Origin of the sequence: Bordetella genomosp. 2 (assembly GCF_002261345.1) — a bacterium.
In the GTDB taxonomy this organism is placed as follows: Bacteria; Pseudomonadota; Gammaproteobacteria; order Burkholderiales; family Burkholderiaceae_B; genus Bordetella_A.
Map to the genome: position 1 here is coordinate 402,163 of NZ_NEVT01000008.1, position 26,639 is coordinate 428,801.

A 26,639-nucleotide genomic window follows, 5' to 3' on the forward strand; every position below is an offset into this window, starting at 1 on the left:
GCCGGTGGCGCGCGGCGACGCGCTATGCTTGAGCCCTTCGCAGCGTCCGGCAGCGCCGGTATCGGGAAATTCCATGGAAGTCATACTGCAGGCCGACACTCCGCTGTCGGACAGCTTCGCCGAGCGCGCCGCGGCGTGCGTCGGCGCGCCGTCCTACACGCGGGTGGACGAGGGCCAGGTACAGCTGCGGGCCACCGCTCCCGCAGCCGCCCAGGGCGGATGGCGCGACGCCCTGCTCGCGCTGTGCCAGCCACAGCGCGCCGACGTGGCCATGCTGCCGCAACGGCGCAGCCTGGCCGACTATCGGCTCATCGTGTTCGACATGGACTCCACCCTCATCAATGTCGAATGCATCGACGAACTGGCGGCCTGCGTCGGGCGCGCGGCCGAAGTGGCCGCCCTGACCGACGCGGCCATGCGCGACCCGTCCATTCCCTACGACGACAGCCTGCGCGCGCGCGTGCGCTGCCTGCGCGGGCTGCCGCTGGCGGACGTGCATCGCACTTATGAGCAGCGAGTGGCATTCAATCCCGGCGCGCGCGAGCTGGTCGCGCATGCGCGCGGCCTGGGCCTGCGCACCGCGCTGGTGAGCGGCGGGTTCGCCGAATTCGCCGAACCCGTCCGCCAGGCCCTCGGTATCGACTACATGGTCTGCAACCGCTTGCAGGCCGCCGACGGCCTGCTTACCGGCGAACTGGTGGGCACATTGATCAACGCGCGCGAGAAAGCCAACGCGCTGCAGGCGCTGTGCGACCAATTGCACTGCCCCACCGCTGACGCCATTGCGGTGGGCGACGGCTCGAACGACCTCGGGATGATGGCATTGGCGGGTGTGGCGGTCGGTTATCGCGCCAAGCCGGTGGTGCGCCAGCGTGCCCACGTGCTGATCGACCATGGCAGCCTGCAGCGCCTGGCAAGCATGCTGGGCGGTCAGGCGGCTTCGGGCCGCGGCACCGAGTCCCGGTAGACGAATTCGCCGGGAAACACGCGCATCTCCGGCTCGCTGGCCGAGCCCAGCAGCAGCTCCAGCGCGTTCTCGATCATGACTTCCACCGGCTGGCGGATCGTGGTCAGCCGGTACGCCTCGCGCGACGCCACCGGGTGATCGTCGAAACCCAGCACTTGCACGTCTTCGGGGACGCGGCGTCCCAGGCCGAAGCGCAGCGCGTCCATCGCGCCGGCGGCGATCTCGTCATCGGCGCAGAACAGCGCATCGACGCCGGGATGCCGCTTCAGCATGGCGAGCGCCGCCTCGCGCCCCCAGTCGTAGGTGTACTCGCGCTCCACTAGCGCGATCGGCGAGGTGCCGCGCTCGGCCAGCGCCTCGACGAAGCCCCGCTTGCGGTCGCGGTTGGTCGAGACTTCCGGGATGCCGCCGATGAAGCCGATCTCGCTGGCGCCGTTGGCCAGCAGGACGTCGGCGGCCATGCGCCCGCCCCGCACGTTGTCGCACGACACCGAATGTGCGCCGCCGACGCTGGAATAGCGATTGAACTGCACCACCGGCACACCGCGGCGCGCGCAGAGCTCGGCGCCGTGGGAAGACAGCGTGGCAGTGGTAATGATGACGCCGCGCACCCGGTACTGCAGCACCAGCGCCATCATGTCGTCCACGGTATGCGGAGGGGTGGCATTGAACAGCAGCGCCTGCAGCCCGCGCGTATGCAATTCGCGGGTGATCTGCTCGAGCACGACCGGGTACCAGGGGTTGGTGATATTGGCCATGACGATGGCCACGATGTCGAACCGCCCGCTGCTCAGGCCGCGCGCCAGCGGATCGGGCCGGTAGTTCACCATCTCCACGGCCTTGATGATGCGCTCCCGGACCTCTTGCGACAAACTGCCATGGCCGGAGATGAAGCGTGATACTGCGGCCTGCGAAACACCCGCGAACCGGGCGACGTCTTTCTGGGTAGGAGGTTTTTTCTTCACGACGAGACAGCGCAACGGGTGTAGCGCCGCACGCAGTTCTGCAAGATGCGGGATACCCCGTTCTCGTATTGGTTATGGAACAGGCTACCCAGGAATGTAATCGATCCCGAGGCAAACAGCCCGCCGCCGCCGGCCGTCGTGCCGCACACCATGTGCGCGCAAATGCCCTCATAGGGGCGGGGCAGCCCGGCCGCCATGGTCCAGGTCAGGATCTCCTCGGGCACGGTCTTGAAGGACGGGCCGTGCCCCTGTGATACGGCGATCACGCGCAAGTTCTCGTCGCTGCCCAGGTCGAAGGCCCGCTGGTCCAGCTCGAAACCCGCCGCGCCGCCGCCCGACAGGCCGTAGTCGCCGATGCGCGCCTCGGCCACCCCCTCCAGCACCCAGGCCACGTCGGGATGCGTCGCCTCCTCGGTGCGCACATAGTAGCTGCCTTCGAAGTTGCCTTGCACCGCGAAGCCGACGCCGCCCACCACCTGGGGCGCCCGGCCGTTGCGGCGCCACATGCCGCCGTACTCGCCGTCGAGCTGGTTGTAGTATTCGCCGGGCTCGCTGGCCCACGCACGGATCCCGCCCTCGGCGCGCCGTATTTCCATGACGTGCGGCAACGCGGCGTGGCGGGCGATCTTCCAGTAGAAGCCGTTGGCTCCCATGTACATGAAATTGCCGCCGCCCTCGCGGTAGGCCAGAATGGCGTCCAGCATGCGCCGGGTATGGTACTCGGGATGCGAGCCGGTGATCACCAGGTCATAGCCGCGCAGCGCCTCGACACCCTGCTCGTCCAGGTCCTCGTCGGTAATGACGTCGAAGGCATGCCCGTGCACGCGCAGCCAGTCCGTCAGGTGCGAGTCCGCCACGAAATGACGCAGGCCCGAGCCGCGCGGATCGGCGAACGTCAGGTAGCCCGGGCGCATCGTCAGTATGGGACGCAGGCGCGACGACAGGCTGATGCCCGAGCCGTCCGAATGCCGGTTGTAGGTCGACTTGCCGTACAGCGTGACGCGGTCGGGGTTGTGGGGATACGCTCCCCAGGCCGCCACGCGCTCGGCCAACGCTCCCTCGAAATTGCCGCGCGCATGGTTGGCATATGCCAGGTACGTCAGCGTGGAAGCCAGGTACAGGATCTTCCGGCGCGGCGCTGCCCGGCCGGGCAGCACGAAGAACGGGATAGTGTCGGCCCCTTCGGCGCTGCGCACCTCCAGCCCATAGACGGCCGACTCGGCGTCGTCGGGAATGCGCAACGACACGCTGGTCTGCCACCCGCAGTCAGACAGGTCGTCGTCGTGGAAATGGATCGCGGCATATTGTTCGGGCGCGGCCTTCCAGTCCATGACCAGGCCGGTCCAGGCCGAAGAACGCACGGCGCGCACGGGCACGTTGACCAGCGCGAGGGCATGCCCCGGGTTGAGCCGGTCGGGCACCCGTTGCTCGGTCATGGCGTCGCCGAAATGCCAGTGCGCGGCGACTTCGAACGCCCCGTCGCCGCGCGCCAGCGCCAGCTCCGGACCTTCGAACAGGCCATTGCAGCAATGCGCCGGATGGCCCTGCCAGATCGCCGCCACGCACAAGGTGTCCAGCGCCGCCGCGAGCGGAGCCCCGGGCACCTCGAAGGTGGTTTCCCGGTCCGCCGCGCGCGCGCCGCGACGGGTATCGGCGAGGCGCACGCGCACCCGGCCGGCGGCCACATCCCAGGTGGCCGTCACCATGGTGTAGCGGCGGCTGGGCAAGCGCGGCCCATCCGGGGCCTCGCCGCCCACGGCCTGGCCATCGGCCAGCACGCCGCAGGCCAGCCGGCCGCGCCGCAGGCCCAGCCATACCCCTTGCCGGCCGGCGGCATCCTGCAGGCACCACAGCACTTGCGTCGCGTCGCGGTCCAGGGTCGGCTGCACCGCCAGGCGCACCCGCAGCGCCGTCGCGTCGCCCAAGGATGGCACGGCGCCCCATGCGCAGGAACCGGGGTACACGGGCTGCTCCTTGCCCGGATACCGGCCTTCCACGCCCATGGCGACCGGCGCCAGCTTCATGCCCGGCCCGGCGGGGTTCGGGTCGCAACAATCGATGCGCACCACGCGCGCCTCAAAGGGCAAGTCGGCGCGCGAGCTGACCTTGAATTCCAGCGTATCCCCCGGCCGGCCGCTCAGCGGCGTGACATAACCCACGATCGCAGGCACATACTCCATCATGATTCCTCAAATTGATGACCAGGCGGGCCGCGGCGGCCGCCGCTCAATGCACCGCCAGATACTGTTCCAGCCGGGCGGGATCGGCGCGCGCGACGCCGGCATCGAACCGATCCGCCACGCTGCCGTTCTCGAGCACCACGATGCGGTCCGCCAGCTCGACCGCCATCTGCAGATTCTGCTCGACCAGGACGATGGTCAGGTCGTCGCCCTTGAGGGCGCCGAGCGCCTCGCTGACGGCCTTCACCATGATCGGCGCAAGACCCTGCGATGGCTCGTCGAGCAGAATCAGGCGCGGCCCCATGGCCAGCCCGCGCGCCATCACCATCATCTGTTGCTGGCCGCCGGAGAGCTCGCTGCCTTTCTTGTCCAGCAATTCCTCGAGCAAGGGGAAAAGCGCCACCAGCCGGTCCAGGGGATAAGCGGAGCCCTTGCGCCACCCCAGCATGATGTTCTCGCGCACGGTCAGCAGCGCGAACGGATCGCGGGTCTCGGGCACCAGGGTCAGGCCCAGGCGCGCAATATGGTGCGGCGGCAGCGCGGCGATGTCCCGCCCGGCGAACAGTACGCGCCCGCGCGCCGGCGGGGTCAGGCCCATGATGGAGCGCAGCGTGGTGGATTTGCCGGCGCCGTTGCGGCCCAGCAGCGCCACCACCTCGCGCTCGCCCACCTCGAAAGAAACGCCATGGACGGCCTGGCTCTGGCCGTAGTAGGTGTCGATGTCCTGTACGCTCAATAGCATGCTCATCGTCCGAAGTAAGCCCGGTGCACGTCTTCATTGGCGGCGATCTCGGCGGCGGTGCCGCTGGCGATCAGCGCCCCCCTGTTCATCACATGGATACGGTCGGAAATTTCCATGACCACGTTCATCTTGTGCTCGATCATGATGATGGTGTAGCGCGCCTTGATGTCCTGGATGAAGCGCTTGACGCGCTCGGTCTCGCGCTGCGACAGGCCGGCGGTCGGCTCGTCCAGCAACAGGATCTCCGGCCGGGTGGCCAGCGTGACGGCGATCTCCAGCAGGCGCTGGTCGCCATATGAAGTCTGCTTGGCCGGCAAGTCGCGATAGCCCGACAGCCCCAGGTCATCGAGGATGCGCGCGGCCTGTTCGCGCAGGTCGCCATAGGCGTGCACGGGCTTCCAGAAGCCGGTCCGGCCCATGCGGGCAGCCCGGTAGACCGCCAGCCAGACGTTTTCGAGAAAGCTCAGGTCCAGGTAGACACTGGAAATCTGGTAAGAGCGGCCGACGCCGCGCCGCGCGATCTGGTGCGGCTTGAGATGGCTGATGTCCTCGCCCTTGAGCAGGATGCGGCCGCCGGAGATCGGCAGGTCGCGCGTCAGCAGGTTGAACAGCGTGGTCTTGCCCGCGCCGTTGGGCCCGAGGATGCTGTGCAGGCGGCCGGCCTCGAAGCCGAGCGACAGGCGGTCGATGACGGTGTTGGCGCCGAACCGCTTGCTGACGCCATCGGCATGCAGCACGTAGTCGCTCATTTGCCAGCCTCCCCGGCCCGCGCGGCCTTGCCGCCCAGCCGCGCGCAAAGACGTTCGAACAGTTCCACCACGCCCCCCTTCAGGAACAGCACGACCAGGATCACGAACACGCCGAACAGCAAGGGCCAGCGCGCCCAGATCAGGCTGAAGAAGCCTTGCAGCCAGATGAAAATGGCGGCGCCGAAAATCGGCCCCAGCATCGACGAAATGCCGCCGATCACGACCATGAACACGGCGTTGCCCGAATTGGCCCAGGACACCGCGTCGATGGGCATGATGCGGTAGAGCATGGCGAACAGCGCGCCTGCCAGGCCCGACAGCCCGCCCGCTACCACGAACGCCAGCAGCTGGGCGCGATAGACCGAATAACCCAGCGAGGCAGTGCGCCGGGCATTCTGGCGGGCCGCTTCCAGCACCAGCCCGAGCGGGCTGTGCGTCAACCGGTAAAGCAGCAGGAACACCAGCAGGAAACACACGGCGGTCAACACATAGAACGCGTGGTGGTCGCCCAGGTCGAGGCTGCCCAGGCCCGGCAGCCACAATGCCGGACGACCGATGCCGCCCAGGCCATCCTCGCCGCCGGTCACCGACCGCCAGCTGTAGGCCAGGTAGTAGATCATCTGGTTGAAGGCGAACGTGAGCATCATGAAATAGATGCCGGTGCGGCGGATACTCATGGCCCCGATTGCCGCCGCCAGCGCCGCGCCGGTCGCCACTGCCAGCGCCAGCCCCGCCAGCAGCGGCGCGTCGGTATGCACGAACAGGAACCCGGCCGCGTACCCGCCGGCGCCAAAGAACGCCGCCTGGCCGAATGAATAGAGCCCGGCCCGGCCCACCAGCAGATTGGTCGCGAGGGCGAAAATACTGAAGATGAGGATCTCGGTGGCGATGTTCACCGGCAGCGCCAGCGGCGCAGCCACCGCGATGGCCACCACGCTCGCCCCCTGCGCGAGCGCCCGTTTTTGCGTGTCGCGCATCAGCGTTCTCCAAACAGGCCTTGCGGCCGGATCATGATGGTGGCGACCATCGCCACGTAGATCAGCACCGTACTGGCTTCCGGCACGAAGACCGACGAAACGCTCTGGATCACGCCGACGATGAGCCCGGCGGCGATGGCGCCGTAGATCGAACCGAGCCCGCCGATCACCAGCACCACGAAGGCGATCGCCAGCATGTCCTGTCCCATCGTGGCATTGGCGCCCAGCAGCGGCAGTACCAGCCCGCCCGCCAGCCCGGCCAGGCCGGACCCGAGCGCGAACCCGGCCGTCAACAGCCGGCCCACGTCGACGCCCAGGCATTGGGCCATTTCGCGCTTGTCGATGCCCGCGCGGATCTGCGAACCGATGCGCGTGCGTTCGATCAACAGATAGACTGCCGCGATCACCAGCCCCGCCATCACCGCGTTGAACACCAGATACCGCGGCAGGTAGGTGAAGCCCAGGTCGAACGCGCCCTGCAGGATCTCGGGCGGACTCATGCTCAGGCCTACCGTGCCCCAGGCGATGATGATGAGTTGTTCGAGAATGAGCGCAATGCCGAACAGGAACAACAACTGGTACAAGTACGACGAGGCCATCAGCCGCGCGACCCCCAGTTTCTCGACCAGCGCGCCCAGCAGGCCGGGCGCCACGAAGGCGCAGACCAGCGCCAGCGCGAAAGGCGCGCCGGCCTGGTGCGCCGCATAGCAGACATAGGCCCCCAGTGCGTAGAACGCGCCGTGCGCGAAGTTCGGAACGTTGAGCAGCCCCTTGATGATGGACAGCCCGAAAGCCGTCAGTGCGTATAGCAGCCCGATGGCCAGGCCGTTGATCAATTGCGCCGCGAGTAAAGTCGTCATGAGGCGGTCCGGGATGGGCTGCGCTCAGGCGGCACGCTTGCACTCGTTGAGTTCGGCCGGCTGGGGTTTCTCGCCAGTGGCCACGATGGTGGCCAGGTCGAACTCATCCGCCATGTCCTGCTCCGCCTTGCACTGGATCACGTAGTACGGCCTGACGGTCTGGTGCGTGTGCGCATCGATCGAAGTCGCGCCGAAGATGCTGTCGAAACTCATTCCCTCCAGCGTCTTGGCCACTGCTTCCACCTCCACGCTGTTGGCCCGCTCCATGGCCAGCAACAAGGTGCGGAACGAATCGTAGCCGTAGGCCGACGCATACGACGGCGCCGAGCGGTGGGCCTTCATGTAGCGCGCCACGAACGCCTTGTTCACCGGTGTGTCGATCGTGTGGTAGTAGTTCAGGCCCAGGATCATGCCGGCGCGCATGCTTGCCGACAGTTCTTTCATCTGCTCGACCTCCAGCGTCCACGGCCCCACCAGTTGCACCTGCTTGACCCCGAAACTGTGGAACTGGCGCACCGCCGAGACGGCATCCGCGCCCGAGGTGAGCAGCAGGATGATGTCGGGGCGGGTCGAGAACGCCCTGGTGAAGTATTGCGTGAACTGTCGCTCGCCGGACGGATGGTTGGCGTTGCCGACCAGTTCCAGGTCCAGCTCCTTGGCGGCGACCTCGGTGTAATGCAGCAGCGACTGGCCGAAAACATAGTCGGCGGTGATGGTGTAGATCTTTTTCTTGTCGGGCATGTGCTGCTTGACGTATTCCAGCGTGGCCCGCAGGGCCGTATACGCGTGGCACGACCACTGGAAGGTATACGGGCTGCAACGCGCCCCGGTGAAGTCCTCGGAACCGCCCGCCGCGTATTGCAGCACCTTTTCCTGGCGGGCGACCTCGAGTTCGGCCAGGCCTACCGCGCTGGAAAAATTGCCGCCGAAGTAGCGCAGTTTGTCGGACGCGACCGCCTCGGTCAGGCGTCGCACGCCCACCGCGGGCTTGCCCTCGTCGTCGCGCGAGATCAGGTTGATCTTGTGGCCCAGTATCGTGCCGCCACGCTCTTCGACCGCCATCTGCGCCCCCTTGAGCACCAGCGGCCCGGTGTACGCGAACGTGCCGGTGTTCTGCGAAATGACGCCCATCGTCAATGTGCCGGCGCCGTCCTGCGCCCACGACAGGCCGGCCAGCGACGAGCCGGCCGCCGCCAATCCCGCCTTGAGCAAGGCGCGGCGCGAGAGATCGGGTTGGAAGTCCATATGCGTTCCCCTGAGTTTTCTTCGGTGATGGAGGCAAAGTGCCAGTTACAACGGCAGCTGCATTTCCCGCGCGAACGACCGCAGTCCGGATTCCAGCCGATCGAGCAGGTCCTGCAATTCGGTCTCGGTGATCGTCAATGGCGGCGCCACCAGCGCCGCATTGTTGTAGGGCGCGATGCCGGCTCCGTAGACAATCAGCCCGGCATCAAAACAATGGGATACGAACCGGCTATTGGCTTGCCGGGCGGCGGGCAGCGGCTCGCGCGTGGCCGGGTCCCCGACGAACTCGAATCCCCACAGCAGGCCGCGACCGCGCACGTCGGCCATCCAGGGATAGCGCGCCGACAGGGCCCGCAGCCCTGCTTCGAGGCGGCGCCCCTGTGCCGCCACGTTGTCCAGCACCCGGTGCGACTTCATGTAGCGCACCACCGCCAGGCAGACCGCCGCACTGAGCGGGTTGTTGCTGAACGTGTGGCCGAACGGAGCCGCCTTGCTGCCGGCGCGCGAGGCGTCCACCAGCTTGTCGCGGAACAGTACCGCGCCCATCGGGGTGTAGCCGGATGTCATGCCCTTGCCGGTGGCGATCATGTCCGGCACGATGCCATCGTGCTGGCAGCCGAACCACTCGCCCGTGCGCCCCATGCCGGTGATGACTTCATCGGCGATCAGCAGCACGTCGTGGCGGTCGCATATCTCGCGCAATGCGCGCAGGTAGCCCACCTCGGGCGTCAACGCGCCGCCGGCCGCACCCACCACCGGCTCGACGATAATGGCGGCCACCCGTTCCGGGCCGTGCTCGCGCAGCACGCGCTCCCATGCGGCGGCGCCGTGCTGCCCGGCATCCTTGCCCTCAAGGGGGAAGCGGTAGGGATACGGCGGCGGCGCCACCGCGAAGGTGTGCAACAGCGTGCCGTAATCGGCGCGGCGCGCCGAGTGTCCCGACATCGACAGCGCGCCCATCGTCATGCCGTGATAGCTGATCCGCCGGCCAAGGATGTCCGTCTTGCCGGGCTGGCCCTGCTCGCGCCAGTACTGCAGAGCGGCCCGCATGGCGAGTTCGGTCGCCTCGGAGCCGCTGTTGACGAAGAAGGCGTGATTGAGGTCGCCCGGCGCCAGCCCAGTCAGCTCGGCGGCCAGTGTCTCGGCGGCCTCGCTGGTGAAATGTGAACGGTAGGTGTAGCAGATACGGCTTGCCTGGCTGGCCATGGCCTGCAGGACTTCCGGCACGCCGTGCCCGATCGAAACCGTCATGGCGCCGCCCGAGCCGTCGAGATACTGCCGGCCCGCGTCATCGTAGATGTACACGCCCTCGGCGCGCGCCGCCCTGGGCGGCTGCTGGTCTAGGGTCTGCTTCAATAAGGCGCTAGTCATGAATACGTATTCACATTAAGTTCGAAAAAAGGTGGATGAACTCCACCTGCGATAACCCAGCACTACGAACGCTTTGCAACAGATCCGGCGCAAACCGGAGAGCATGAATCTGCCGTACTTGAATACGTATTCTGTTTGGTTTCCACCCTCCGCTGGAATTGGGGTTTTCCCCGTCACGCGCCGCGCATCCCCGCGCGGCGGGTTTTACTGCGCCGCCAGACTCGGGCAATATGGAAGCTCCTCCGTGGCGCCCCCCTGGCTTCGGCTCGAGAGCATGAATGCATGGGGCGCCCGCCCATCTGGTCCGCGGCGATCTGCTCCGGTAGTGCCCGGCCTTTCATCTCAAGGAGTACATCCATGGCCCAAGCGAGCGCCCGCCATATCCTGGTTTCGACTGAAGAGAAGTGCAACGAGCTCAAGGCCGCCATCGAAGGCGGCGCCGATTTCGCGCAGGTCGCGCGCGAACACTCCACCTGCCCCTCCAGCCGCGACGGCGGCAACCTGGGCACCTTCGGCCCCGGCCAGATGGTCAAGGAGTTCGACACGGTGGTCTTCAGCGCGCCGGTCAACGTCGTGCAAGGCCCGGTCAAGACCCAGTTCGGCTACCACCTGGTCGAAGTGACCGACCGCCAGGACTGATAAGCGGCAGGCCGGCGGCACGCCCGCCGGCCTTCTGCATTGCACGGAATACAGCCGCCTCTACATGGCGATCGCCGGTCGGCACGCCTCAACGACAAGCAAAAGTTACCGTTCGTTGAGAAACACTTCCCGCCCGCGGTTCATTAGGGTACGAGTGATATCCTCGACCGAACCCTCCATACGCCAGGCGGCGATGCGAGCCATCGGCCGGCCGGCACTTGATCGATAGGAATATCGCCATGAAGAAAGCCCTCGCCACGACCCTGTGCCTGGTCTTCGCCGGCATCGGCGCCGCACACGCGCAGCAGTCGTCCGTGCCCCGCATCCATCATGCCCAGTTGGAACCGCTGGACACCGACAAGAGCGGCGCCGTCAGCAAGGGCGAATACCAGACCTTCATGGGACAGGCCTTCGCCAAGCTGGACGTCAACGGCGACAAGCGCCTGAGCCAGGACGAATTGGCCAGCGTGGTGGCCCACGAACAGATCGTGGCGATGGACACCAGCCGCGACGGCAGCGTCGACCAGGCCGAGTTCATGAACCAGGTCATGGCGGATTTCACCGCCTCGGACACCGACGGCGACGGCCAGTTGCCCGTCACCCCCTGACACGAACGCCAAGAGACGCCGCATGCCGCGCCTGCTGATCGGCTGCGCCCTCGCGGCCATGGCCTGCGGCCTGCCCGCCAGCGCGGCCGAACGGATCCCGCCGCTGGCGCGCTGCCGGGCCGACCACGCTGCCGGCCCCGCAATAGGGCCGCGCGCCATGACGGCCGGCCAGCCGGACCTGCATTAATATCAGCAGGTCCGCGTCGCGGACTCTGTTCTCGTCGGCTTCATCCCTGGTGTCCCGCCATGACCCGAAAACTCACCAGCCTGGATATCGCGCGGCTGGCTGGCGTATCGCAAAGCACGGTATCGCGCGTCGTCCGCCAGTTGCCGAACGTGGACGAGCAGACGCGCGAGCACGTGCTGCAGGTCATCCGCAAGCACCGCTATGCGCCCAGCGCGGCGGCGCGCTCCATGAAGACCAACCGCAGCGGCAACGTGGCGGTAGTGGTGGCCAACCTGGACAACCCGCTGTACCCGGCGCTGCTGCACCACCTGGTGGAGCAACTGGCCCGGCGCGGCCTGCGCACGACCGTCTGGGAGCCCGCCGGCGACCTGGACGCCGCCACCGCGTGCGCCATCGCCGAGAGCGCGGCGGACGGCGTGATCTTCACCACGGCGGTGGACGCGGCGCAACTGCAGCACGAAGCCATCGCCCAGTCCAAGCCGGTCATTCTGATGAACCGCAGCCTGTCGGCCAAGCTCTTCGATGCGGTCGTCAGCGACAACCTGGCGGGCGGCAGGCTGGTGGCGCGGTACTTCATCGACGCGGGCCGGCGCAACATCGGCCTGATCTCGGGACAGTCGCCGGCCAGCACCATCCAGGAGCGCGAGCGCGGCTTCCTGCGAGAGCTGTCCCGGCACGGCAAGGCCCTGCGGTGCCACGCCTCGACGCTGCGCTTCGATGCGTTCAACTACGACAACGGCTACCGCGCCGCGCGCGACCTGCTGGCGCGCCATCCGGACATCGACGCGCTGTTCTGCAGCAATGACATCCTGGCGATCGGCGCGCTGGATGGGGCGCGCGCCGCCGGCCGCGCCATCCCGGACGACTTGTGGGTGGTCGGCTACGACGACATCCCCATGGCCGGCTGGGACGCCATCGGCCTGACCACGGTGCGCCAGCCGCTGCGGGACATGACCGCGCGGGCGGTCGAGCGGCTATGCCAGCGCATGGCCCAGCCCGACCTGCCGCCGCGCACGGTCAAGCTGGCGAACGAGCTGGTGCCGCGCCGCTCAACCCGCCGGGCGGCTGGCCCGGCGCCGGCGCCTCAGCCACCCAGCATGGCATTGAACGTCACGTAGGATCCCCAGATCGCCAGCAGCGTCAACAGCACCAGCACGATGGTGTGCAGCTTGTTGCCCGCCAGGTCGCCCATCAGGTCCTTGCGGTTGATCAGCACGATCAGGCCGATCGACACCAGCGGCATCAGCACGATTTGCGCGGCGTTGACGAATACCGTCAGCCAGATGAAGCCCGGCATGCCGGGAATGGCCCAGACCAGCGGCAGGATGGCGACCAGGAAATAAGCCACCCGGAACGCCGGATCCTTGCTGGGCGCATCGCGGTATTTTTCCTTGCGGGCCGGCGCGACGCAGTACAGGCACTCCATGGCCATCTTGGGAAAGCCGTGCGCATAGCCGATGACGGAACTGAAGCAGGCGCACAGCACGCCCAGGTAGATGATAATCTCGCCCGCCCGGCCGGCCACCTGGCCCAGCAGTTGCGCCAGGTCGTTGAAGTCCTCGATGGTGATGCCGCGCGGATGCAGCACCTCGGCGCCCATGACCCAGACGGCCAGGTCCAGCACGATGATCACGAAGATGCCGAACAACAGGTCATAGCGCTGCACGCGCCGGTGCTCGGGGCGGATGTAGCCCTTTTCCTTCATGAAGGTGGGGTACAGCAGGTTGGCCAGCGAGCCGCCCACCGCGCCGATCAGCGACACCACGATGACGACGGCGCCGAACGCGCCGACCTGCGTCGGCGTCTCGAAGGCGAACGTGCCCGTCACGATGGCGCCGACGTCGGGACGCGCCATGATGGCCCCGCCGACCAGGCTGGCGGCCAGCACCACCAGGATCACTTTCTCGACGGTCTCCAGGTAGCGGTAGACCGCCTTGCCGGTGATGGCGACCGCCGCGATCACGGCGAACACGCTCCACAGCAGCACCGAGCCGCTTTCCCCGGTAAGGTGGTACAGCGCTTCACCCGAGCCCCGGATGGTGTACGACTCATAGAAGTGGCCCAGCACGATGCCCCCCACGCCCAGCAGGATGGGGTAGTACTTCCAGACCAGCGCGTAGCCCTCGAATATGGTGTGCCCGCGCACATTCATCAACTGGTAGTGGGCGATGATGCTGACCAGGAAATAGCGCACCAGCAAGGCCAGGGCCAGCCCCCACATGAGCGCGTAGCCATAGTGCGCGCCGGCCATGGCGTTGTCGACCAGGTCGCCCGCCCCCAGCCAGGTCAGCACCAGCACGATGCCGGGCCCGAACGATTTCACATAGCCCCAGAACGAAGTCGGAATCGGCGCGCCCATGGCGGACGCGGCGACGCCCGCACTCCGGGCGGGCAAGGCGGGCTGATGCACCGCCGACGGATCTGCACTCATGATTGTCTCTCCCCATGTCGTTATGATGCGGTGCAGCGCCATGGCGTGCTCGCATGCGAGCACCGCCCGTGGGCGAGCCATGGCGGCGCGGGCCGGCCCGCGCGGTCCTGGCGGCGCGTCAGGCCGTGGCCAGTTCCAGGTCCAGCGTGGTGGTGCGGCGCAGTTCGCGCCGGTACTTCTTGTCGTCGAAGCGGCGGCCGCGATGCATGGTGGACCGGTTGTCCCAGATGACGAAGTCGCCCGGCCGCCATTCATGGCTGTAGACCAGTTCCGGCCGGGTGGCATGCTCGGTCAGGTCGCGCAGCAGCGCGCGGCCTTCCGGCACCGGCCAGTCGACGATGTGCGAGGCGTGCGAGGCCAGGTACAGCGACCGGCGGCCGGTGTTCGGGTTGACGCGCACCAGCGGATGCACGGCGCCCGGCAGCTTGCCCCGCTCTTCTTCCGAGAACTCGAAGCCGAGCACGTGGCGCGAGTACACAATGGAATGGAAGGCGCGCAGCGGCTCGATGAGCGCCTTGGTCTCGTCGTCCAGGGTGTCGTAGGCGGTGTACATGTCGGCGTATTCGGTATCGGCCCGCACCGGCGGGACGACCTTGCACGACAGCATCGAATAGCGCCCGGCCGGATCCTGGAACGACGCATCGGTATGCCAGAGCCGGTTGCTCAGCGAACTGACGCGGCGCCGGTCGTTGTCCTGCAGCAGCTCGCCCTTGTCGTTCACATTGGAGATATCCGTCAGGGCATCGCTGCCGAAGCGGTTCTTCTCCAGCACCGAGAGCGAGGTCTTGGTGTGCAGCACACCGTCGAAGCGCTGGGAAAACTCGAGCTGTTCCTCATTGCTCATGGGCTGGTCGTGAAATACCAGCACGCCGTAGCGGTCCATGCCGGCGCGCAATTGCGCCAGTTCGTCCTCATCGGCGCGGCGCAAGTCCACCCCCGCCACCTCGCCGACGAAACAGGGGTGAATCTGCTTGATCGAGAGTGCCATGATGTCTCCTCGTGTTATGGCTCTATGGCTTCCAATCAGCTGCATGACTACGTAATCATGTTTAAGCCGGCGCGGCGAAAAGTCAATGAGGAAGAATGCTACCGATTGATTCCGGCACGCCCGTCGGCCCCCTACAATTTCTGTCGCCATCACTCACTTATCGCGAGGCTCCATGGACGTAGAGGTAGCGTTACCCGTAAATCGCGACGTGTTCGTGCATATACGCACCATCCTGGGCATGGTGCTGGGCCTGAGCATGGCCCGGCTGGTCACCGGCCTGGCGCGCTTCGTACAGCATCCGCGGCGCGGGCAGATCTATCCGGTCCATATCGGCTGGGTCGCCTTCCTGCTGCTGTCGCTGGTGCACTTCTGGTGGTTCGAATTCGGGCTTTCGACCCTGCGCCACTGGACGTTCGAGATCTATCTGTTCCTGATCCTGTACACGATCGTGTTCGCGATGCTGTCGGTGCTGCTGTTTCCCGACCAGATCGACGAATACAAGGGCTACGAAGATTATTTCCAGTCACGCCGGCGCTGGTTCTATTCGTTTCTGGCCTTGATCTTCGTGCTGGACGTGATCGATACCTGGATCAAGGGGCCGGAGCATTTCCGCGCCCTGGGCATGGAATACCCCATCCGCCAGGCGGTATTCGCGCTGTTTTCGCTGGTGGCGGTGTTCACGCCCAGCCAACGGTTCCAGGCTGCGTTCGTGACCGTGGGCGTGGTGTACCAGACAACCTGGATCTTCCGGCAGTTCGACGTGCTGAATTGAGCCGCCCGGCGGGGCGCCCGCCTTCTGTCGGGCTGGTCATCACGACATCATGATGTCATAATGTCGAAATGCCGCTCGATCCCGCCGCCCCGTTGCCCCTCTACTCCCAGGTCGAGCAGGCGCTCGCCCGCGAAATCGCCGCCGGCGAGCGCGTCCCGGGCGATCGCCTGCCCTCCGAAGACGAACTCGCCGCCCGCTTCGGCGTCAGCCGCATCACCATCCGCAAGGCGGTCGAAGGGCTGGTGGCGCGCGGGCGGCTGGAAATCCGCCGCGGCAAGGGCACCTATGTCGCCGAACCCAGAATCCGCCAGGAACTGACCGAGTTGAGCGGTTTCGTGGAAGACATGCAGGCGCTGGGGCGCACGCCCTCGGCGCGCCTGCTGGGCCAGCAGGTGGTGGCGGCCGACCAGGTGGTGGCCGGCAAACTGGGGCTGGCCCCCGGCGCGCAGGTCTACCGCATCGAGCGAGTACGGCTGGCCGACGGCGTGCCCGTGTCGTTCGACGAAACTTATCTGCCATTCGAGATCGGGCGCCAGGTGGTCGAGCACGACCTGGAAGCCGAGCCGATCTTTTCCCTGCTCGAGGAAAAACACGGCGTGCCGCTGGTCGAGGCCGAATACCAGCTCGAGGCGGCCGCCTGCGACAGCCACGTCGCCGCGGCGCTGGCCGTGGCGCCGGGCAGCCCGGTCTTCCTGATCGAACGCACGTCGTTTTCGCTGCACGGCCGGCCGGTCGATTACGAGCGCCTGTATTACCGCGGCGACCTGATCCGCTTCGTCACGCGCCTGGCCCGCCGGCCCAAGGACGCGCGGCGCGGCGAAGGCGCGGGCGCCTGATGACCATGGACCCGCGGTATTCGCTGGGCCTGTGCGCGGCCGCCTTCGGCGCCAGCGCGCTGGGCGGCGTGCTGGGCATGGCCAGCGGCATCTTCATCGTGCCGGCGCTGACGCTCTGGGCCGGCGTCGACATCCGCGTCGCCATCGGCGCCAGCATCGTCTCGGTGATCGCCTGTTCCTGCGGCAGCGCCGCGCCCTTCCTGAAAAGCCGGCTCACCAACATCCGCCTGGCGCTGGTGCTGGAAGTGGCCACCACCCTGGGCGCGCTGACCGGCGTCTTCCTGATCGGCCTGGTGCCGGTCGCCTATCTGTACGGCCTGTTCGCCGTGGTGCTGGCGGTTTCCGCGCGCCAGATGCTGGCGCGGCGCGCCGACCCGGCCGTGCCCGGCGCGCCGGCCGGCGGCCTGGCGACCGCGCTGCGCCTGCATGCCAGCTACCCGGACCGGGCGGCCGGCCGCGAGGTGAGCTACCAGGTCTGCCGCGTGCCCATGGGCCTGTCGCTGATGTACGGCGCCGGCCTGATCTCGGCGCTGCTGGGCATCGGCAGCGGCGTGCTGAAAATTCCCGCCATGGACACGGCCCTGCGGCTGCCGATCAAGGTGTCGTCGGCCACGTCCAACTTCATGATCGGCGTGACCGCGGCCGCCAGCGCGGGCGCGTATTTCGTGCGCGGCGACATCGACGCGGCCATCGCCGGGCCGGTGGCGCTCGGCTCGGTGGCCGGCGCGCTGCTGGGCGCCCGGCTGCTGATGGGCCTGCCGGCGGACAAGCTGCGCCTGTTCTTCGTAATCGTGCTGGCGGCGCTGGCGGTCCAGATGCTGGCCAGCGCCTTCGGCCTGCACCTGACGGGGGCGCCGGCATGAGCCAGGCCGACACCACGCAATGGCGCGAACGCCGCATCGCCGGCTTGCTGCACCATGGCACCTGGCTGGCCTCGGCGCTGGTCGCCCTCGGCATGCTGGCCGCCTGGCTGGCCGGCGCCCCATGGGGCGCCACCCTCGTGCAGGCGGGCATCGGCCTGTTCATCGCCCTGCCGGTCCTGCGCGTGGCGCTGATGCTGGGCATGTTCCTGTATGAACGCGACTACCTCTACAGCGCGCTGGCGCTGACGGTGCTGGCCATCATCGCGGCCGGGCTGGCGGTCGGCATTTACGGCTGACGCGTCCTACCGCCACTCCTCCAGCGGCAGCATCCCTTCGCGGCTCTTGATCTTGCGCATGACGATGTGCGAACAGAGATCGCGCACGCCGGGCATCTTGCTGAGCTTGTCTTCCACGAAGGCCGAGAAGGCAGCCAGGTTGCGGGTGCGCACCGTCAAGATGTAGTTCGATGCGCCGGTGACGATGCTGGCTTCGGTGATCTCGTCGTGCAGCGCGATGCTGGCCAGGAAAGCCTCGTGCCAGCCGGCGCGCGACTGGTCCAGCGTGACGTGCACGATGGCCTCCAGCTCGAACCCCAGCTTCTCGGCGTCGAGCACGGCGCGGTAGCCCTTGATGAGCCCGTGCTCCTGCAGGGCGCGCACGCGCCGCAGGCAGGCCGACGGCGACAGCGCGACCTGCTCGGCCAGCTCCTGGTTGCTGAGGTGGGCGTCGTCCTGCAGGCGGCAGAGAATGCGGCGATCAATCGTATCGAGCTGCATGGCGCAATCCAGTTGTGAAATTTCCGTATTTCCGCAATTTACTGCGATTACGAGCCGCCGGCACGGCCGCAATCGCAATCCTGCGCCGCCGCCGCCCTGCTAGTATTTCCCGGTAATCAAGGAGCCCCCATGCGCACCCGCGAAGACTGCCTGCAGGCCGACCTGCACGACCCCCTGGCCCCGCTGAAACAGCAGTTCGAACTGCCGGCCGGCCTCATCTACATGGACGGCAATTCGCTCGGCGTGCTGCCGCGCGCGGCGGCGGCGCGCAGCGCGGCGGTCATCGGCCAGGAGTGGGGCGCGGGCCTGATCCGCAGCTGGAACACGGCCGGCTGGTTCGAGCTGCCCGCACGGCTGGGCGACAAGCTGGCGCGGCTGATCGGCGCCGGACCGGGCGAGGTGGTGGTCACCGACACCACCTCGCTGAACCTCTTCAAGGCGCTGGCGGCGGCGCTGCGCATCCAGCAGCACGCCGCGCCGCAACGCCGGGTCATTGTCTCCGAGCGCGACAATTTCCCCACCGACCTCTACATGATCCAGGGCATGATCGACCTGCTGCAGCAGGGCTACGAAATGCGCCTGGTCGACGAGACGCTGCCGCTCGAGCAGGCGTTGGACGATTCGGTGGCGGTGCTGCTGCTGTCGCACGTGAATTACCGCACCGGGCACATGCACGACATGGCGGCCGTCACGGCCCGCGCGCACGCGCGCGGCGCGCTGGCCATCTGGGACCTGGCGCACGCCGCCGGGGCGGTGCCGGTGGACGTGACCGGCGCCGACGCCGATTTCGCGGTGGGCTGCACCTATAAGTACCTGAACGGCGGGCCGGGCTCCCCTGCCTATATCTGGGTGGCCCCGCGCCACAGCCAGGACTTCTGGCAGCCGCTGTCGGGCTGGTGGGGACACCAGCGCCCCTTCGACATGGCGGTGGCCTACGAGCCCGCCGGCGGCATCCGCCGCTACCTGTGCGGCACGCAGCCCATCGTGTCGCTGGCGTTGGTGGAGTGCGGCCTGGACATCAGCCTGGCGGCGGACATGGCGGAAGTCCGCAAGAAGTCGCTCGCCCTGGGCGACCTGTTCATCCGCCTGGTCGAAGAGCGCTGCGCCGGCCATCCGCTGACGCTGGTGACGCCGCGCGAGCACGCGCTGCGCGGCAGCCACGTCAGCATCCGCCACCCGCAGGGCTATGCGGTCATGCAGGCGCTGATCGCGCGCGGCGTCATTGGCGACTACCGCGAGCCCGAAGTACTGCGCTTCGGACTCACGCCGCTGTACCTGGGCTATGCCGACGTCTGGGACGCCGTCGAGGTCCTGAAGGACGTGCTCGATAGCGGGGCGTGGCAGCAGCCGGAGTATTCGCGCCGCACCGCCGTGACCTGACCGCCGGCGCGGCGCCCCCATACATAACAAGACCATCGAGGAGACACCCATGCCAGACACCCCTGGCTTCGAGCATATCGCCGCGCGCGAACAAGGGCTCAGGCGCCGCCTGACCTCCGGCCAGATGGGCATGATCGCCATCGGCGGGGCCATCGGCACCGGCCTGTTCCTGGGCAGCAGTTTCGCCATCGGCTTCGCGGGCCCCAGCGTGCTGGTCAGCTATGCCATCGGCGGCCTGATCACGCTGCTGCTGATGGGCTGCCTGGCCGAGATGACGGTGGCCCACTCCACTTCCGGCTCGTTCGGCGCATACGCCGAGCACTACATCGGGCCGCTGGCCGGGTTTCTGGTGCGCTACGCCTATTGGTCGTGCATCGTGCTGGCGGTCGGCACCGAAGTGACCGCGGTGGCGGTCTACATGAAGTTCTGGTTCCCCGCCGTGCCGGCCTGGGTATGGGTGTGCCTGTTCTCGGCGGCGCTGATCCTGATCAACGCGCTCAGCGTGAAGGCCTTCGGCACCATCGAGTATGGGTTCTCGGCCATCAAGGTGGGCGCGATCGTGGCGTTCATCCTGCTGGGCGCCTATGTGGTGTGGGGCAGCCCGGATTATGGCGCCGCGCTGTACACGGCCCACGGCGGGTTTTTCCCGAATGGCTGGCAAGGCACGTGGATCGCGGTGGTGATCTCGATCTTCAGCTATTTGAGCGTGGAGATGATCGCGGTGGCGGCCGGCGAGGCCGAACACCCCGAGCGCGCCGTGAAGCAGGCGTTCCGGGCCACGATTGTGCGCTTGCTGGTGTTCTATCTGCTGTCGCTGGCGCTGATCCTGGCCATTGTGCCGTGGGACCAGGCCGGCAAGGCGGGCAGCCCGTTCGTCAAGGTGATGCAGGCGCTGGCCATTCCCGGCGCGGCGGGCGTGATCAATTTCATCGTGCTGGTGGCGGCGCTGTCGGCCATGAACAGCCAGCTCTACATCACCACGCGCATGATGTTCAGCCTGTCGCGCGCGGGCCATGCGCCGGCGGCCATGGGCCGGCTGACGCGCCATGGCATTCCGCTCAATGCGCTGCTGTTGTCCACGGTGGGCATCGCGCTGGCCACGGTGCTGAATGTGCTGTACCCGGACGAGTCGTTCACGCTGATGATGGCCATTTCGATGTTCGGCGCCCTGTTCACGTGGATGATGATTTTCCTGACCCACTATTTCTTCCGGCGCCGCTGGCGCCGCGAAGGCGGGCATGCCCTGTCGTTCCGCATGCCGGGGTTCCCGGTGCTGACGCTGGCGGGCTTCGTGCTGATGCTGGCGATCCTGGTCACCACGTACTTCACGGACGTGTTCAAGATGACACTGGTATTCGGCCTGCCCTTCCTGGCGTTGCTGTGCGTGCTGTACCGGGTGTTGTTCCGCGGGGCGCCGGCCACGCCGGTGGCGGCGGCGCGGGTAGCGGGGGATGAAGGGCTGTGATGCCGATGATGGGGTCACTGCTGGAACCGAGCGGATACTGAGTTCTTGAGACGCCCGCGCGTGCCGGCTCGCAGTTTCTCTGGTCGGCACTCCGGTGCCGCATGTTCGTAGGTATGCAGGTGTCAGACACCCCCTGCACGTCATCTCATGAGCAAGACAGTGCATAGGGGTGTCTGACACCTACCGACGAATCGCGAATCTCCCAGTCCTCAAAGGTTCAGCGGACCACCGCATGCCGCTGCTGTGAGTCCTGGGCGGGGCTGGGGAGTGCGGGACGGCCAGTTGGAGCGAGGGCAGCCCCCGCAGGGGGCCGAGGGCGCCTGGGGGCGCGCCCGAGCCGAGCGACGTGGCCGGCCCGCACTCCCCAGCCCCGCCCAGGACGCCCCAAGAACGCATCCCTCGCCCGCCGACGTCCCAAGCACACACCGACACCTCAGCACACACCCACGCCCCGCATGCATGCCCCCACCACCTAACCCCCCTCGCCCGCAGCATCCTCCAGAATCAAATCCGCCCCCTTCTCCGCCACCATCATCACTGCCCCCTGCGTATTCCCCGACACCATCCGCGGCATGACCGAAGCATCCACCACCCGCAAGCCCGGCACCCCGCGCACCCGCAACCGCGAGTCAGTCACGGCGGCCTCGTCGCTGCCCATCCGGCACGTGCCGATCGGGTGGTAGATCGTCTGCCCATTGCGGCGCGCGAAATCCAGCCATTCCTCATCGCTATCCACCCCGGCCCCCGGGCTGAGCTCCCGCTCCACATAGCGCTGCATCGCCGGCTGCCCGACAATGCGCCGGGCGATCTGCATCCCCCGCACCAGGCTGTCGCGGTCGACCTGCGCGCTCAGGAAATTGGGGCGGATCGCCGGCGGCGCCAGCGGATCGGCGGACTTGATATGAATGGACCCCACCGACTCGGGCCGCAACTGCGCCACGCCGATAGTCATGCCGGGGTGGCGGTCCAGTATGCGGTCCGCCGCATTCGCATAGCTGGCATGCACAAAGAAATACTGCACATCCGGTGTCGCCAAGTCCGGCCGCGTCTTGACGAAACCATGCACCAGGCCCGTGCCCAGCGTCAGGATGCCGCGCCGCGCCGCGTAATAGCGCGCCACCTGCGCCGCCAGCCGCCACCCGCGCGACATCTCGTTGAGCGTGACCGCATTGCGCACGCGCCAATTCATGCGCGTGGCATAGTGATCGATGTAATGTTCACCCACCTGGCTGGCCGCCGCGCGCACCGGAATCCCCAGCTCCCGCAGCCGCGCCGGGTCGCCCACGCCCGACAGCTCCAGCAACTGCGGCGACTGCACCGCCCCCAGGCACACCAGCGTCTCGCGCGCCGCCCGCACCTCCACCTCGCGGCCATCGCGCCGATAGACCACGCCCGCGCAGCGCCGGCCCTCGAACAACAGGCGCAGCACATGGGCGCCGCTCTGCACCGTCAGGTTGGGGCGCCGCAGCGCCGGCTTCAGGTAGCCGTCCACCACGCTCCAGCGCCGGCCGCGCCGCTGCAGCACCTGGTAATGGCCGAAACCTTCCTGGTCCGGGCCGTTGTAATCGGGGTTGAGCGGCTGACCGTCTTGCACCGCCGCCCGCAGAAAAGCATCGGAAACCGGGTAGCGCTCGCGCACCTGCTCCAGCACCATCGGCCCCGCCTTGCCGCGCCGCGCATCGCCCTGGGCATAGTTCTCGACCTTGCGGAAATACGGCTCGACCTCCGCCCATCCCCAGCCCTGCGCGCCATCGGCCGCCCAGGCATCGTAGTCCCGCGGCTGGCCGCGCACGTAGATCATGCCGTTGATCAGCGTGGAGCCGCCCAGCCCCTTGCCGCGCGGCACGGCGATCACGCGACCCTGCACGTTGTCCTCCGGCTCGGTCTGGAAGCGCCAGTTGAAATGCGGGTCCACCAGCAGCTTGCTGAAACCCGCCGGAATGGGAATCCACAGGCTGTCGCCCGCGCCGCCGGCCTCCAGCAACAGCACCCGGTAGCGGCCGCTGGCGCTCAGGCGGTTGGCCAGGATGCAGCCGGCCGTGCCGCCGCCGGCAATGACGAAATCGTATTCGCCCCTATGGTCCATCGACATCATGCCCTTCCGTTCAGGCGCCCGGCACGCCCAGGGCACGCGCCATCAGCGGAATCTGGCAGGCCAGCATGGGCGCGCCGTAATGCACCGGGCAGCCGCGCGCCTGCGCCGCCAGCAGCAAGGGCGTGTCCTTGGGCTGCATGATGACTTCGCACACCAGCTGCGCCGGCTGCAGGCGTTCGGCATCGAGCGGCAGCGGATGCTCGGGCGCCATGCCCAGCGAAGTCGCGTTGACCACCAGGTCGTGCCCGGACGGGTCCGGCGTGCCGATATCGATGCGGGCCTGCGGATACACCGACAAAATACGCTGGCGCAGGTCCTCGGCCTTGGAGCGGGTGCGGTTGGCCAGTGTCAGGCGCGCCGCGCCGGCCGCCACCAGGGCGAAGGCAATGGCATTGGCCGCGCCGCCGGCCCCGGCCATGTAGGCGGACTTGCCGCGCACCTCGCGGCCGGCCTCCAGCAGCCCGCGCACGAATCCTTCGCCGTCCAGCATGTGCGCGGTCAGGCGTCCGTCGGGACCGCGCGACAGCACATTGGCCGCGCCGATCTGCCGCGTGACTTCCGAAGCCTCGTCGCACAGCGCCAGCACCTCGGCCTTGTGCGGCATGGTGACGATCACCCCGCCCAGGTTTTCCATCTGGCGCAAGCCCGCCACGACGGCCGCCAGGCCCTCGGGCTTGACGTGGATGGGCACGCAGACGCCGTCGTGGCCGATCTGCGCGAAATAGGCATTCAGACGCTGCGGCGTCTTCACGTGATAGATGGGATCCGCCAGGATCCCGTACAGCCGGGTGTTGCCGGTAATCGTCTTCGGTTCGGTATCGCTCATCGGTGGACTCCATGGTTTCGGTTCATGCGGCCAGCAGCTCCAGCGCCACCTGCTCGACGCCGGGGCCGTCCAGCTTGTAGTGCGCGTACAGCGTGGTGGGCGGGGCGATCAGGCTGTATTCATCGTAGATGCCGTGGCGGCGCAGGCGCGCGCCGGCGCCGGATTCGGCCAGCACCTCGGCCACGGCCGAGCCCAGCCCGCCCAGCACATTGTGCTCTTCCACCGTCATCAGCAGGGGCGCCCGGCGGGCCGCGTCGAGCACCGCCTCGCGGTCGAGCGGCTTGATGGTGGGCATGTCGATCACCCCCACCGAATAGCCGCGCGCCCGCAGCCGCTCGGCGGCCTCCAACGCGGCGCTGACCGTGATGCCGCAGGCGACCAGGTTCAGGTCGCTGCCCTGCGAATGCCGCACCGCGCGGCCGAACGTGAACGGGCAACCGTCGGCATAGACCTGCGGGTCGCGCCCGCGGCCGATGCGGAAGTAGATGGGCTCGGGCCAGTCCACCGACGCCTTGACCGCCGCCGCGAGCTGCGCGCCGTCGGCCGGCGACACGACGGTCAGCCCGGCGATGGCGCGCATGGCGGAAATGTCCTCGGTGGCATGGTGTGAGGTGCCGTAGAACCCCAGGCTGATGCCGGTATGGTGGCCGACCAGGCGCACCGGCAGGCGCGCGTAGGCCACGTCCATGCGGATCTGCTCGCAGCACAGCAGGCCCAGGAACGACGCGAAGGTGGCGACGAACGGCATCATGCCCGTGGTGGCCAGGCCCGCGGCGGCGGACACCATGTTCTGTTCGGCGATGCCGAACTGCACATAGCGGTCCGGGTAGGCCTCGGCATAGCGGTTCAGGCCGTTGGAATACTGCAGGTCGGCCGCGCCGGCCACCACCGGATGGCCGGCGCGGGTCAGGTCGATCAGGGCGTCGGCCAGGTAGGACAGGCCCGGCGTTACCGCGTTCAGCGCGCGATACTGCCAGGAATCGGGGGAAAGCATTTGTGCCATGTCGTGCAGCCTCAGATGTCGCGTGACTGGATTTCGGCGATCGCGGCCTGCGCATCGGCCGGCGCCAGGTAGCCCAGGTGCCAGCCCGGCTCGGTTTCCATGAACGACACGCCCTTGCCCTTGACGGTGCGGGCGATGACGCAGGCCGGGCGGGTGCGCGCGGTATCGGCTTTCAGCCGGGACAGCAGCCCGGCCAGCGCGCGCAGGTCGTGGCCGTCGACTTCGTGCGTCTCCCAGCCGAACGCCGTCCATTTGTCCTTGAGCGGCTCCACGCCGATGACCTCGTCGACCTTGCCGTCGAGCTGGTAGCCGTTGCGGTCCACGATGGCGATCAGCCGGCCCAGCCGGTGGTGGGCGGCGAACTGGGCGGCCTCCCAGACCTGCCCTTCCTGCATTTCGCCGTCGCCCAGCATGACGAACACGCTGAACGGCAGGCCCTGCATGCGCCCGCCCAGCGCCATGCCGGCACCATTGGACAGGGCGTGGCCGATCGAGCCGGAGCTGAAGTCGACGCCGGGCACCTTGCTCATGTCGGGGTGGTCGCCCAGCGGGCTGCCGAGACGGGTATAGCGGTCCAGCAGTTCCGCCGGGAAGAAACCCAGGTCGGCCAGCACCGGGAACAGCCCCACCGCCGCATGCCCCTTGCCCATCAGGAACCGGTCGCGCCCTTCCCAGCGCGGCTCGCCGCGCCGCAGGCTCATGACGTGGTAGTACAACGCGGCGAAGATCTCCGCGCAGGAAAACACCGAGCTGTAGTGGCCGACCTTGGCGATCTCGATCAGCCGGATGGTCTCGAGCCGGATGAAGCGGGCTTTTTGGCGCAGCAGGCTCAACTGCGCGTCGGTGGGGGCGTGCGGCGCTTGCATCGCGTCTCCTCGCTGCCGTGTTATTTAATATATGATATATAATATAGCCCATGCGCTCAGAAATGGCTATGGCGAGCTAGAATTCATGCGTCCTGTTCCCCGCCGTCCACCGTCATGTCCAGCCTGAAACCGGTAAAAAAAGAAAACCTCTCCGTCAGGGTCTACAACGAGATTCGCAATGCCCTGATCAACGGGCAATACGAGCCGGGCGAACGCCTGATCATCGGCGAACTGGCGCGCCAGATGGGCGTGTCCATTACGCCGGTGCGCGAAGCCATCTTCCGCCTCATCAGCGAGCAAGGACTCGAAATGCAGGCCGCCACCGCGGTGTACGTGCCCTACGTCAATTCCGAGAAGTTGCGCGAAATCCAGCAGATCCGCTTCCACCTGGAAGGCATGGGCGCGGCCGAGGCCGCGCGCAACATCACGCCGAAACAGCTCGACAACCTGGTCGCGCTGCAGAAGGAATTCCTGTCCTACACGGCCACCGACCCCAAGCGGGCCAGCTACCTGAACCGCAAGTTCCACTTCTCTATCCTCGAAGCCAGCAACAAGCCCATCCTGCGCAACACGGTGGAATCGTTCTGGGTCATCACCGGCCCGATCCTGAAGGTGTTCCACATCAAGACCGCCGGGCTGGACTACTCCACCGACGAGCACCGCCACGAGGCGGTGCTGGCCGCGCTCAAGGCGCGCGACCCGGAAGCCGCCGCCAAGGCCATCCAGGCCGACCTGGTCTGGGGCGGCGAAATCATGATCGACTGGCTGGTCCAGCGCGAACAAGAGCAAGCCGAACAGGAACGCGAGCAGGGGCGGCGCCAGGCCGCGGGCCGGGCGCGCCGATAAGG

The 26,639-nt window shown here is 67.6% G+C and carries 27 protein-coding genes; 12 read left to right on the forward strand and 15 right to left on the reverse strand.

Features of this window, described 5'->3' with window-relative positions; translation table 11 throughout:
• The first annotated feature begins 73 nt into the window (after nucleotides 1–73).
• Complete coding sequence (gene serB, locus CAL24_RS20870) at nucleotides 74–967, forward strand: phosphoserine phosphatase SerB (RefSeq protein WP_249278601.1); 894 nt, start codon at nucleotides 74–76, stop codon at nucleotides 965–967.
• Here the strand turns inward: serB and CAL24_RS20875 are convergent.
• From CAL24_RS20875 to CAL24_RS20910, 8 genes are read right to left on the reverse strand one after another with little or no spacing between them, the layout of a single operon-like run.
• Nucleotides 931–1,932, reverse strand: coding sequence for a LacI family DNA-binding transcriptional regulator (locus CAL24_RS20875; protein WP_081760314.1), 1,002 nt, complete (start codon nucleotides 1,930–1,932; stop codon nucleotides 931–933). The two genes, serB and CAL24_RS20875, sit on opposite strands and share 37 nt — an antisense overlap.
• Nucleotides 1,929–4,115 (reverse strand): N,N-dimethylformamidase beta subunit family domain-containing protein, encoded by a 2,187-nt coding sequence (locus CAL24_RS20880; protein ID WP_051439253.1) that lies wholly within the window; start codon nucleotides 4,113–4,115, stop codon nucleotides 1,929–1,931. The genes CAL24_RS20875 and CAL24_RS20880 overlap by 4 nt, the downstream gene beginning before the upstream one ends.
• A gap of 43 nt (nucleotides 4,116–4,158) precedes the next feature.
• On the reverse strand, nucleotides 4,159–4,854 hold the full coding sequence (locus tag CAL24_RS20885) for an ABC transporter ATP-binding protein (protein WP_038852887.1): 696 nt from the start codon (nucleotides 4,852–4,854) through the stop codon (nucleotides 4,159–4,161).
• Nucleotides 4,855–4,856: 2 nt separating this feature from the next.
• Complete coding sequence (locus CAL24_RS20890; protein ID WP_028352927.1) at nucleotides 4,857–5,603, reverse strand: ABC transporter ATP-binding protein; 747 nt, start codon at nucleotides 5,601–5,603, stop codon at nucleotides 4,857–4,859.
• Nucleotides 5,600–6,580: a branched-chain amino acid ABC transporter permease gene (locus CAL24_RS20895; RefSeq protein WP_051439254.1), complete on the reverse strand. Its 981-nt coding sequence runs from the start codon at nucleotides 6,578–6,580 to the stop codon at nucleotides 5,600–5,602. The genes CAL24_RS20890 and CAL24_RS20895 overlap by 4 nt, the downstream gene beginning before the upstream one ends.
• Nucleotides 6,580–7,440: a branched-chain amino acid ABC transporter permease gene (locus CAL24_RS20900; RefSeq protein ID WP_028352928.1), complete on the reverse strand. Its 861-nt coding sequence runs from the start codon at nucleotides 7,438–7,440 to the stop codon at nucleotides 6,580–6,582. The genes CAL24_RS20895 and CAL24_RS20900 overlap by 1 nt, the downstream gene beginning before the upstream one ends.
• 24 nt (nucleotides 7,441–7,464) lie before the next feature.
• Nucleotides 7,465–8,685 (reverse strand): ABC transporter substrate-binding protein, encoded by a 1,221-nt coding sequence (locus CAL24_RS20905; RefSeq protein WP_028352929.1) that lies wholly within the window; start codon nucleotides 8,683–8,685, stop codon nucleotides 7,465–7,467.
• Between the two features lie 45 nt (nucleotides 8,686–8,730).
• Nucleotides 8,731–10,056 (reverse strand): aspartate aminotransferase family protein, encoded by a 1,326-nt coding sequence (locus tag CAL24_RS20910; RefSeq protein WP_028352930.1) that lies wholly within the window; start codon nucleotides 10,054–10,056, stop codon nucleotides 8,731–8,733.
• A 357-nt stretch (nucleotides 10,057–10,413) separates the two neighbouring features.
• Between CAL24_RS20910 and CAL24_RS20915 the strand changes: the two genes are divergently transcribed.
• The 4 genes from CAL24_RS20915 to CAL24_RS20925 all read left to right on the forward strand — a co-directional run bounded on the left by CAL24_RS20915 (nucleotide 10,414) and on the right by CAL24_RS20925 (nucleotide 12,608).
• Nucleotides 10,414–10,695, forward strand: coding sequence for a peptidylprolyl isomerase (locus CAL24_RS20915; RefSeq protein ID WP_028352931.1), 282 nt, complete (start codon nucleotides 10,414–10,416; stop codon nucleotides 10,693–10,695).
• A 239-nt stretch (nucleotides 10,696–10,934) separates the two neighbouring features.
• Nucleotides 10,935–11,303 (forward strand): EF-hand domain-containing protein, encoded by a 369-nt coding sequence (locus CAL24_RS20920; RefSeq protein WP_028352932.1) that lies wholly within the window; start codon nucleotides 10,935–10,937, stop codon nucleotides 11,301–11,303.
• 22 nt (nucleotides 11,304–11,325) lie between these two features.
• Nucleotides 11,326–11,490, forward strand: coding sequence for a hypothetical protein (locus tag CAL24_RS24180; protein ID WP_155808128.1), 165 nt, complete (start codon nucleotides 11,326–11,328; stop codon nucleotides 11,488–11,490).
• A gap of 59 nt (nucleotides 11,491–11,549) precedes the next feature.
• Nucleotides 11,550–12,608, forward strand: a complete 1,059-nt coding sequence (locus CAL24_RS20925) for a LacI family DNA-binding transcriptional regulator (RefSeq protein ID WP_051439256.1) — start codon at nucleotides 11,550–11,552, stop codon at nucleotides 12,606–12,608.
• On the opposite strand, the gene CAL24_RS20930 is transcribed toward CAL24_RS20925, so the two are convergent.
• Together CAL24_RS20930 and CAL24_RS20935 are read right to left on the reverse strand one after the other, a co-directional pair.
• Nucleotides 12,575–13,921 carry an Nramp family divalent metal transporter gene (locus tag CAL24_RS20930; RefSeq protein ID WP_170947136.1) on the reverse strand — a complete coding sequence of 449 codons (1,347 nt, stop codon included), beginning with the start codon at nucleotides 13,919–13,921 and terminating at the stop codon, nucleotides 12,575–12,577. The genes CAL24_RS20925 and CAL24_RS20930 overlap by 34 nt on opposite strands.
• Before the next feature lie 118 nt (nucleotides 13,922–14,039).
• Nucleotides 14,040–14,909 (reverse strand): TauD/TfdA dioxygenase family protein, encoded by an 870-nt coding sequence (locus tag CAL24_RS20935; RefSeq protein WP_028352933.1) that lies wholly within the window; start codon nucleotides 14,907–14,909, stop codon nucleotides 14,040–14,042.
• A 172-nt stretch (nucleotides 14,910–15,081) separates the two neighbouring features.
• On the opposite strand from CAL24_RS20935, the gene CAL24_RS20940 reads away from it, so the two are divergent.
• From CAL24_RS20940 to CAL24_RS20955, 4 genes are all read left to right on the forward strand, one after another.
• A complete protein-coding gene (locus CAL24_RS20940) occupies nucleotides 15,082–15,681 on the forward strand; it encodes a hypothetical protein (protein ID WP_028352934.1) in 600 nt (199 codons plus the stop codon).
• Between the two features lie 68 nt (nucleotides 15,682–15,749).
• Nucleotides 15,750–16,517 (forward strand): GntR family transcriptional regulator, encoded by a 768-nt coding sequence (locus CAL24_RS20945; protein WP_094807798.1) that lies wholly within the window; start codon nucleotides 15,750–15,752, stop codon nucleotides 16,515–16,517.
• A 5-nt stretch (nucleotides 16,518–16,522) separates the two neighbouring features.
• Nucleotides 16,523–17,380: a sulfite exporter TauE/SafE family protein gene (locus CAL24_RS20950; protein ID WP_094807877.1), complete on the forward strand. Its 858-nt coding sequence runs from the start codon at nucleotides 16,523–16,525 to the stop codon at nucleotides 17,378–17,380.
• Nucleotides 17,377–17,676 (forward strand): DUF1634 domain-containing protein, encoded by a 300-nt coding sequence (locus tag CAL24_RS20955; RefSeq protein WP_028352937.1) that lies wholly within the window; start codon nucleotides 17,377–17,379, stop codon nucleotides 17,674–17,676. The genes CAL24_RS20950 and CAL24_RS20955 overlap by 4 nt, the downstream gene beginning before the upstream one ends.
• A gap of 6 nt (nucleotides 17,677–17,682) precedes the next feature.
• On the opposite strand, the gene CAL24_RS20960 is transcribed toward CAL24_RS20955, so the two are convergent.
• Nucleotides 17,683–18,156, reverse strand: a complete 474-nt coding sequence (locus tag CAL24_RS20960; RefSeq protein WP_038852892.1) for an Lrp/AsnC family transcriptional regulator — start codon at nucleotides 18,154–18,156, stop codon at nucleotides 17,683–17,685.
• Nucleotides 18,157–18,285: 129 nt separating this feature from the next.
• On the opposite strand from CAL24_RS20960, the gene kynU reads away from it, so the two are divergent.
• Both kynU and CAL24_RS20970 read left to right on the forward strand, forming a co-directional pair.
• A complete protein-coding gene (gene kynU, locus CAL24_RS20965; protein ID WP_028352939.1) occupies nucleotides 18,286–19,536 on the forward strand; it encodes a kynureninase in 1,251 nt (416 codons plus the stop codon).
• A 49-nt stretch (nucleotides 19,537–19,585) separates the two neighbouring features.
• Nucleotides 19,586–21,001 carry an amino acid permease gene (locus CAL24_RS20970; protein ID WP_028352940.1) on the forward strand — a complete coding sequence of 472 codons (1,416 nt, stop codon included), beginning with the start codon at nucleotides 19,586–19,588 and terminating at the stop codon, nucleotides 20,999–21,001.
• A gap of 472 nt (nucleotides 21,002–21,473) precedes the next feature.
• Here the strand turns inward: CAL24_RS20970 and CAL24_RS20975 are convergent, their stop codons facing one another.
• The 4 genes from CAL24_RS20975 to CAL24_RS20990 are packed head-to-tail and all read right to left on the reverse strand — an operon-like array spanning nucleotide 21,474 to nucleotide 25,791.
• Entirely contained in the window at nucleotides 21,474–23,087 is a 1,614-nt protein-coding gene (locus CAL24_RS20975) for a GMC family oxidoreductase (RefSeq protein ID WP_038853714.1), read from the reverse strand.
• A 19-nt stretch (nucleotides 23,088–23,106) separates the two neighbouring features.
• Nucleotides 23,107–23,922, reverse strand: a complete 816-nt coding sequence (locus tag CAL24_RS20980) for a shikimate dehydrogenase family protein (RefSeq protein WP_094807799.1) — start codon at nucleotides 23,920–23,922, stop codon at nucleotides 23,107–23,109.
• Nucleotides 23,923–23,944: 22 nt separating this feature from the next.
• Nucleotides 23,945–24,925: a transketolase family protein gene (locus tag CAL24_RS20985; protein ID WP_094807800.1), complete on the reverse strand. Its 981-nt coding sequence runs from the start codon at nucleotides 24,923–24,925 to the stop codon at nucleotides 23,945–23,947.
• 11 nt (nucleotides 24,926–24,936) lie between these two features.
• On the reverse strand, nucleotides 24,937–25,791 hold the full coding sequence (locus tag CAL24_RS20990) for a transketolase (protein WP_094807801.1): 855 nt from the start codon (nucleotides 25,789–25,791) through the stop codon (nucleotides 24,937–24,939).
• A gap of 114 nt (nucleotides 25,792–25,905) precedes the next feature.
• Between CAL24_RS20990 and CAL24_RS20995 the strand changes: the two genes are divergently transcribed.
• Nucleotides 25,906–26,637 carry a GntR family transcriptional regulator gene (locus CAL24_RS20995; protein ID WP_028354945.1) on the forward strand — a complete coding sequence of 244 codons (732 nt, stop codon included), beginning with the start codon at nucleotides 25,906–25,908 and terminating at the stop codon, nucleotides 26,635–26,637.
• Nucleotides 26,638–26,639: the final 2 nt, after the last annotated feature.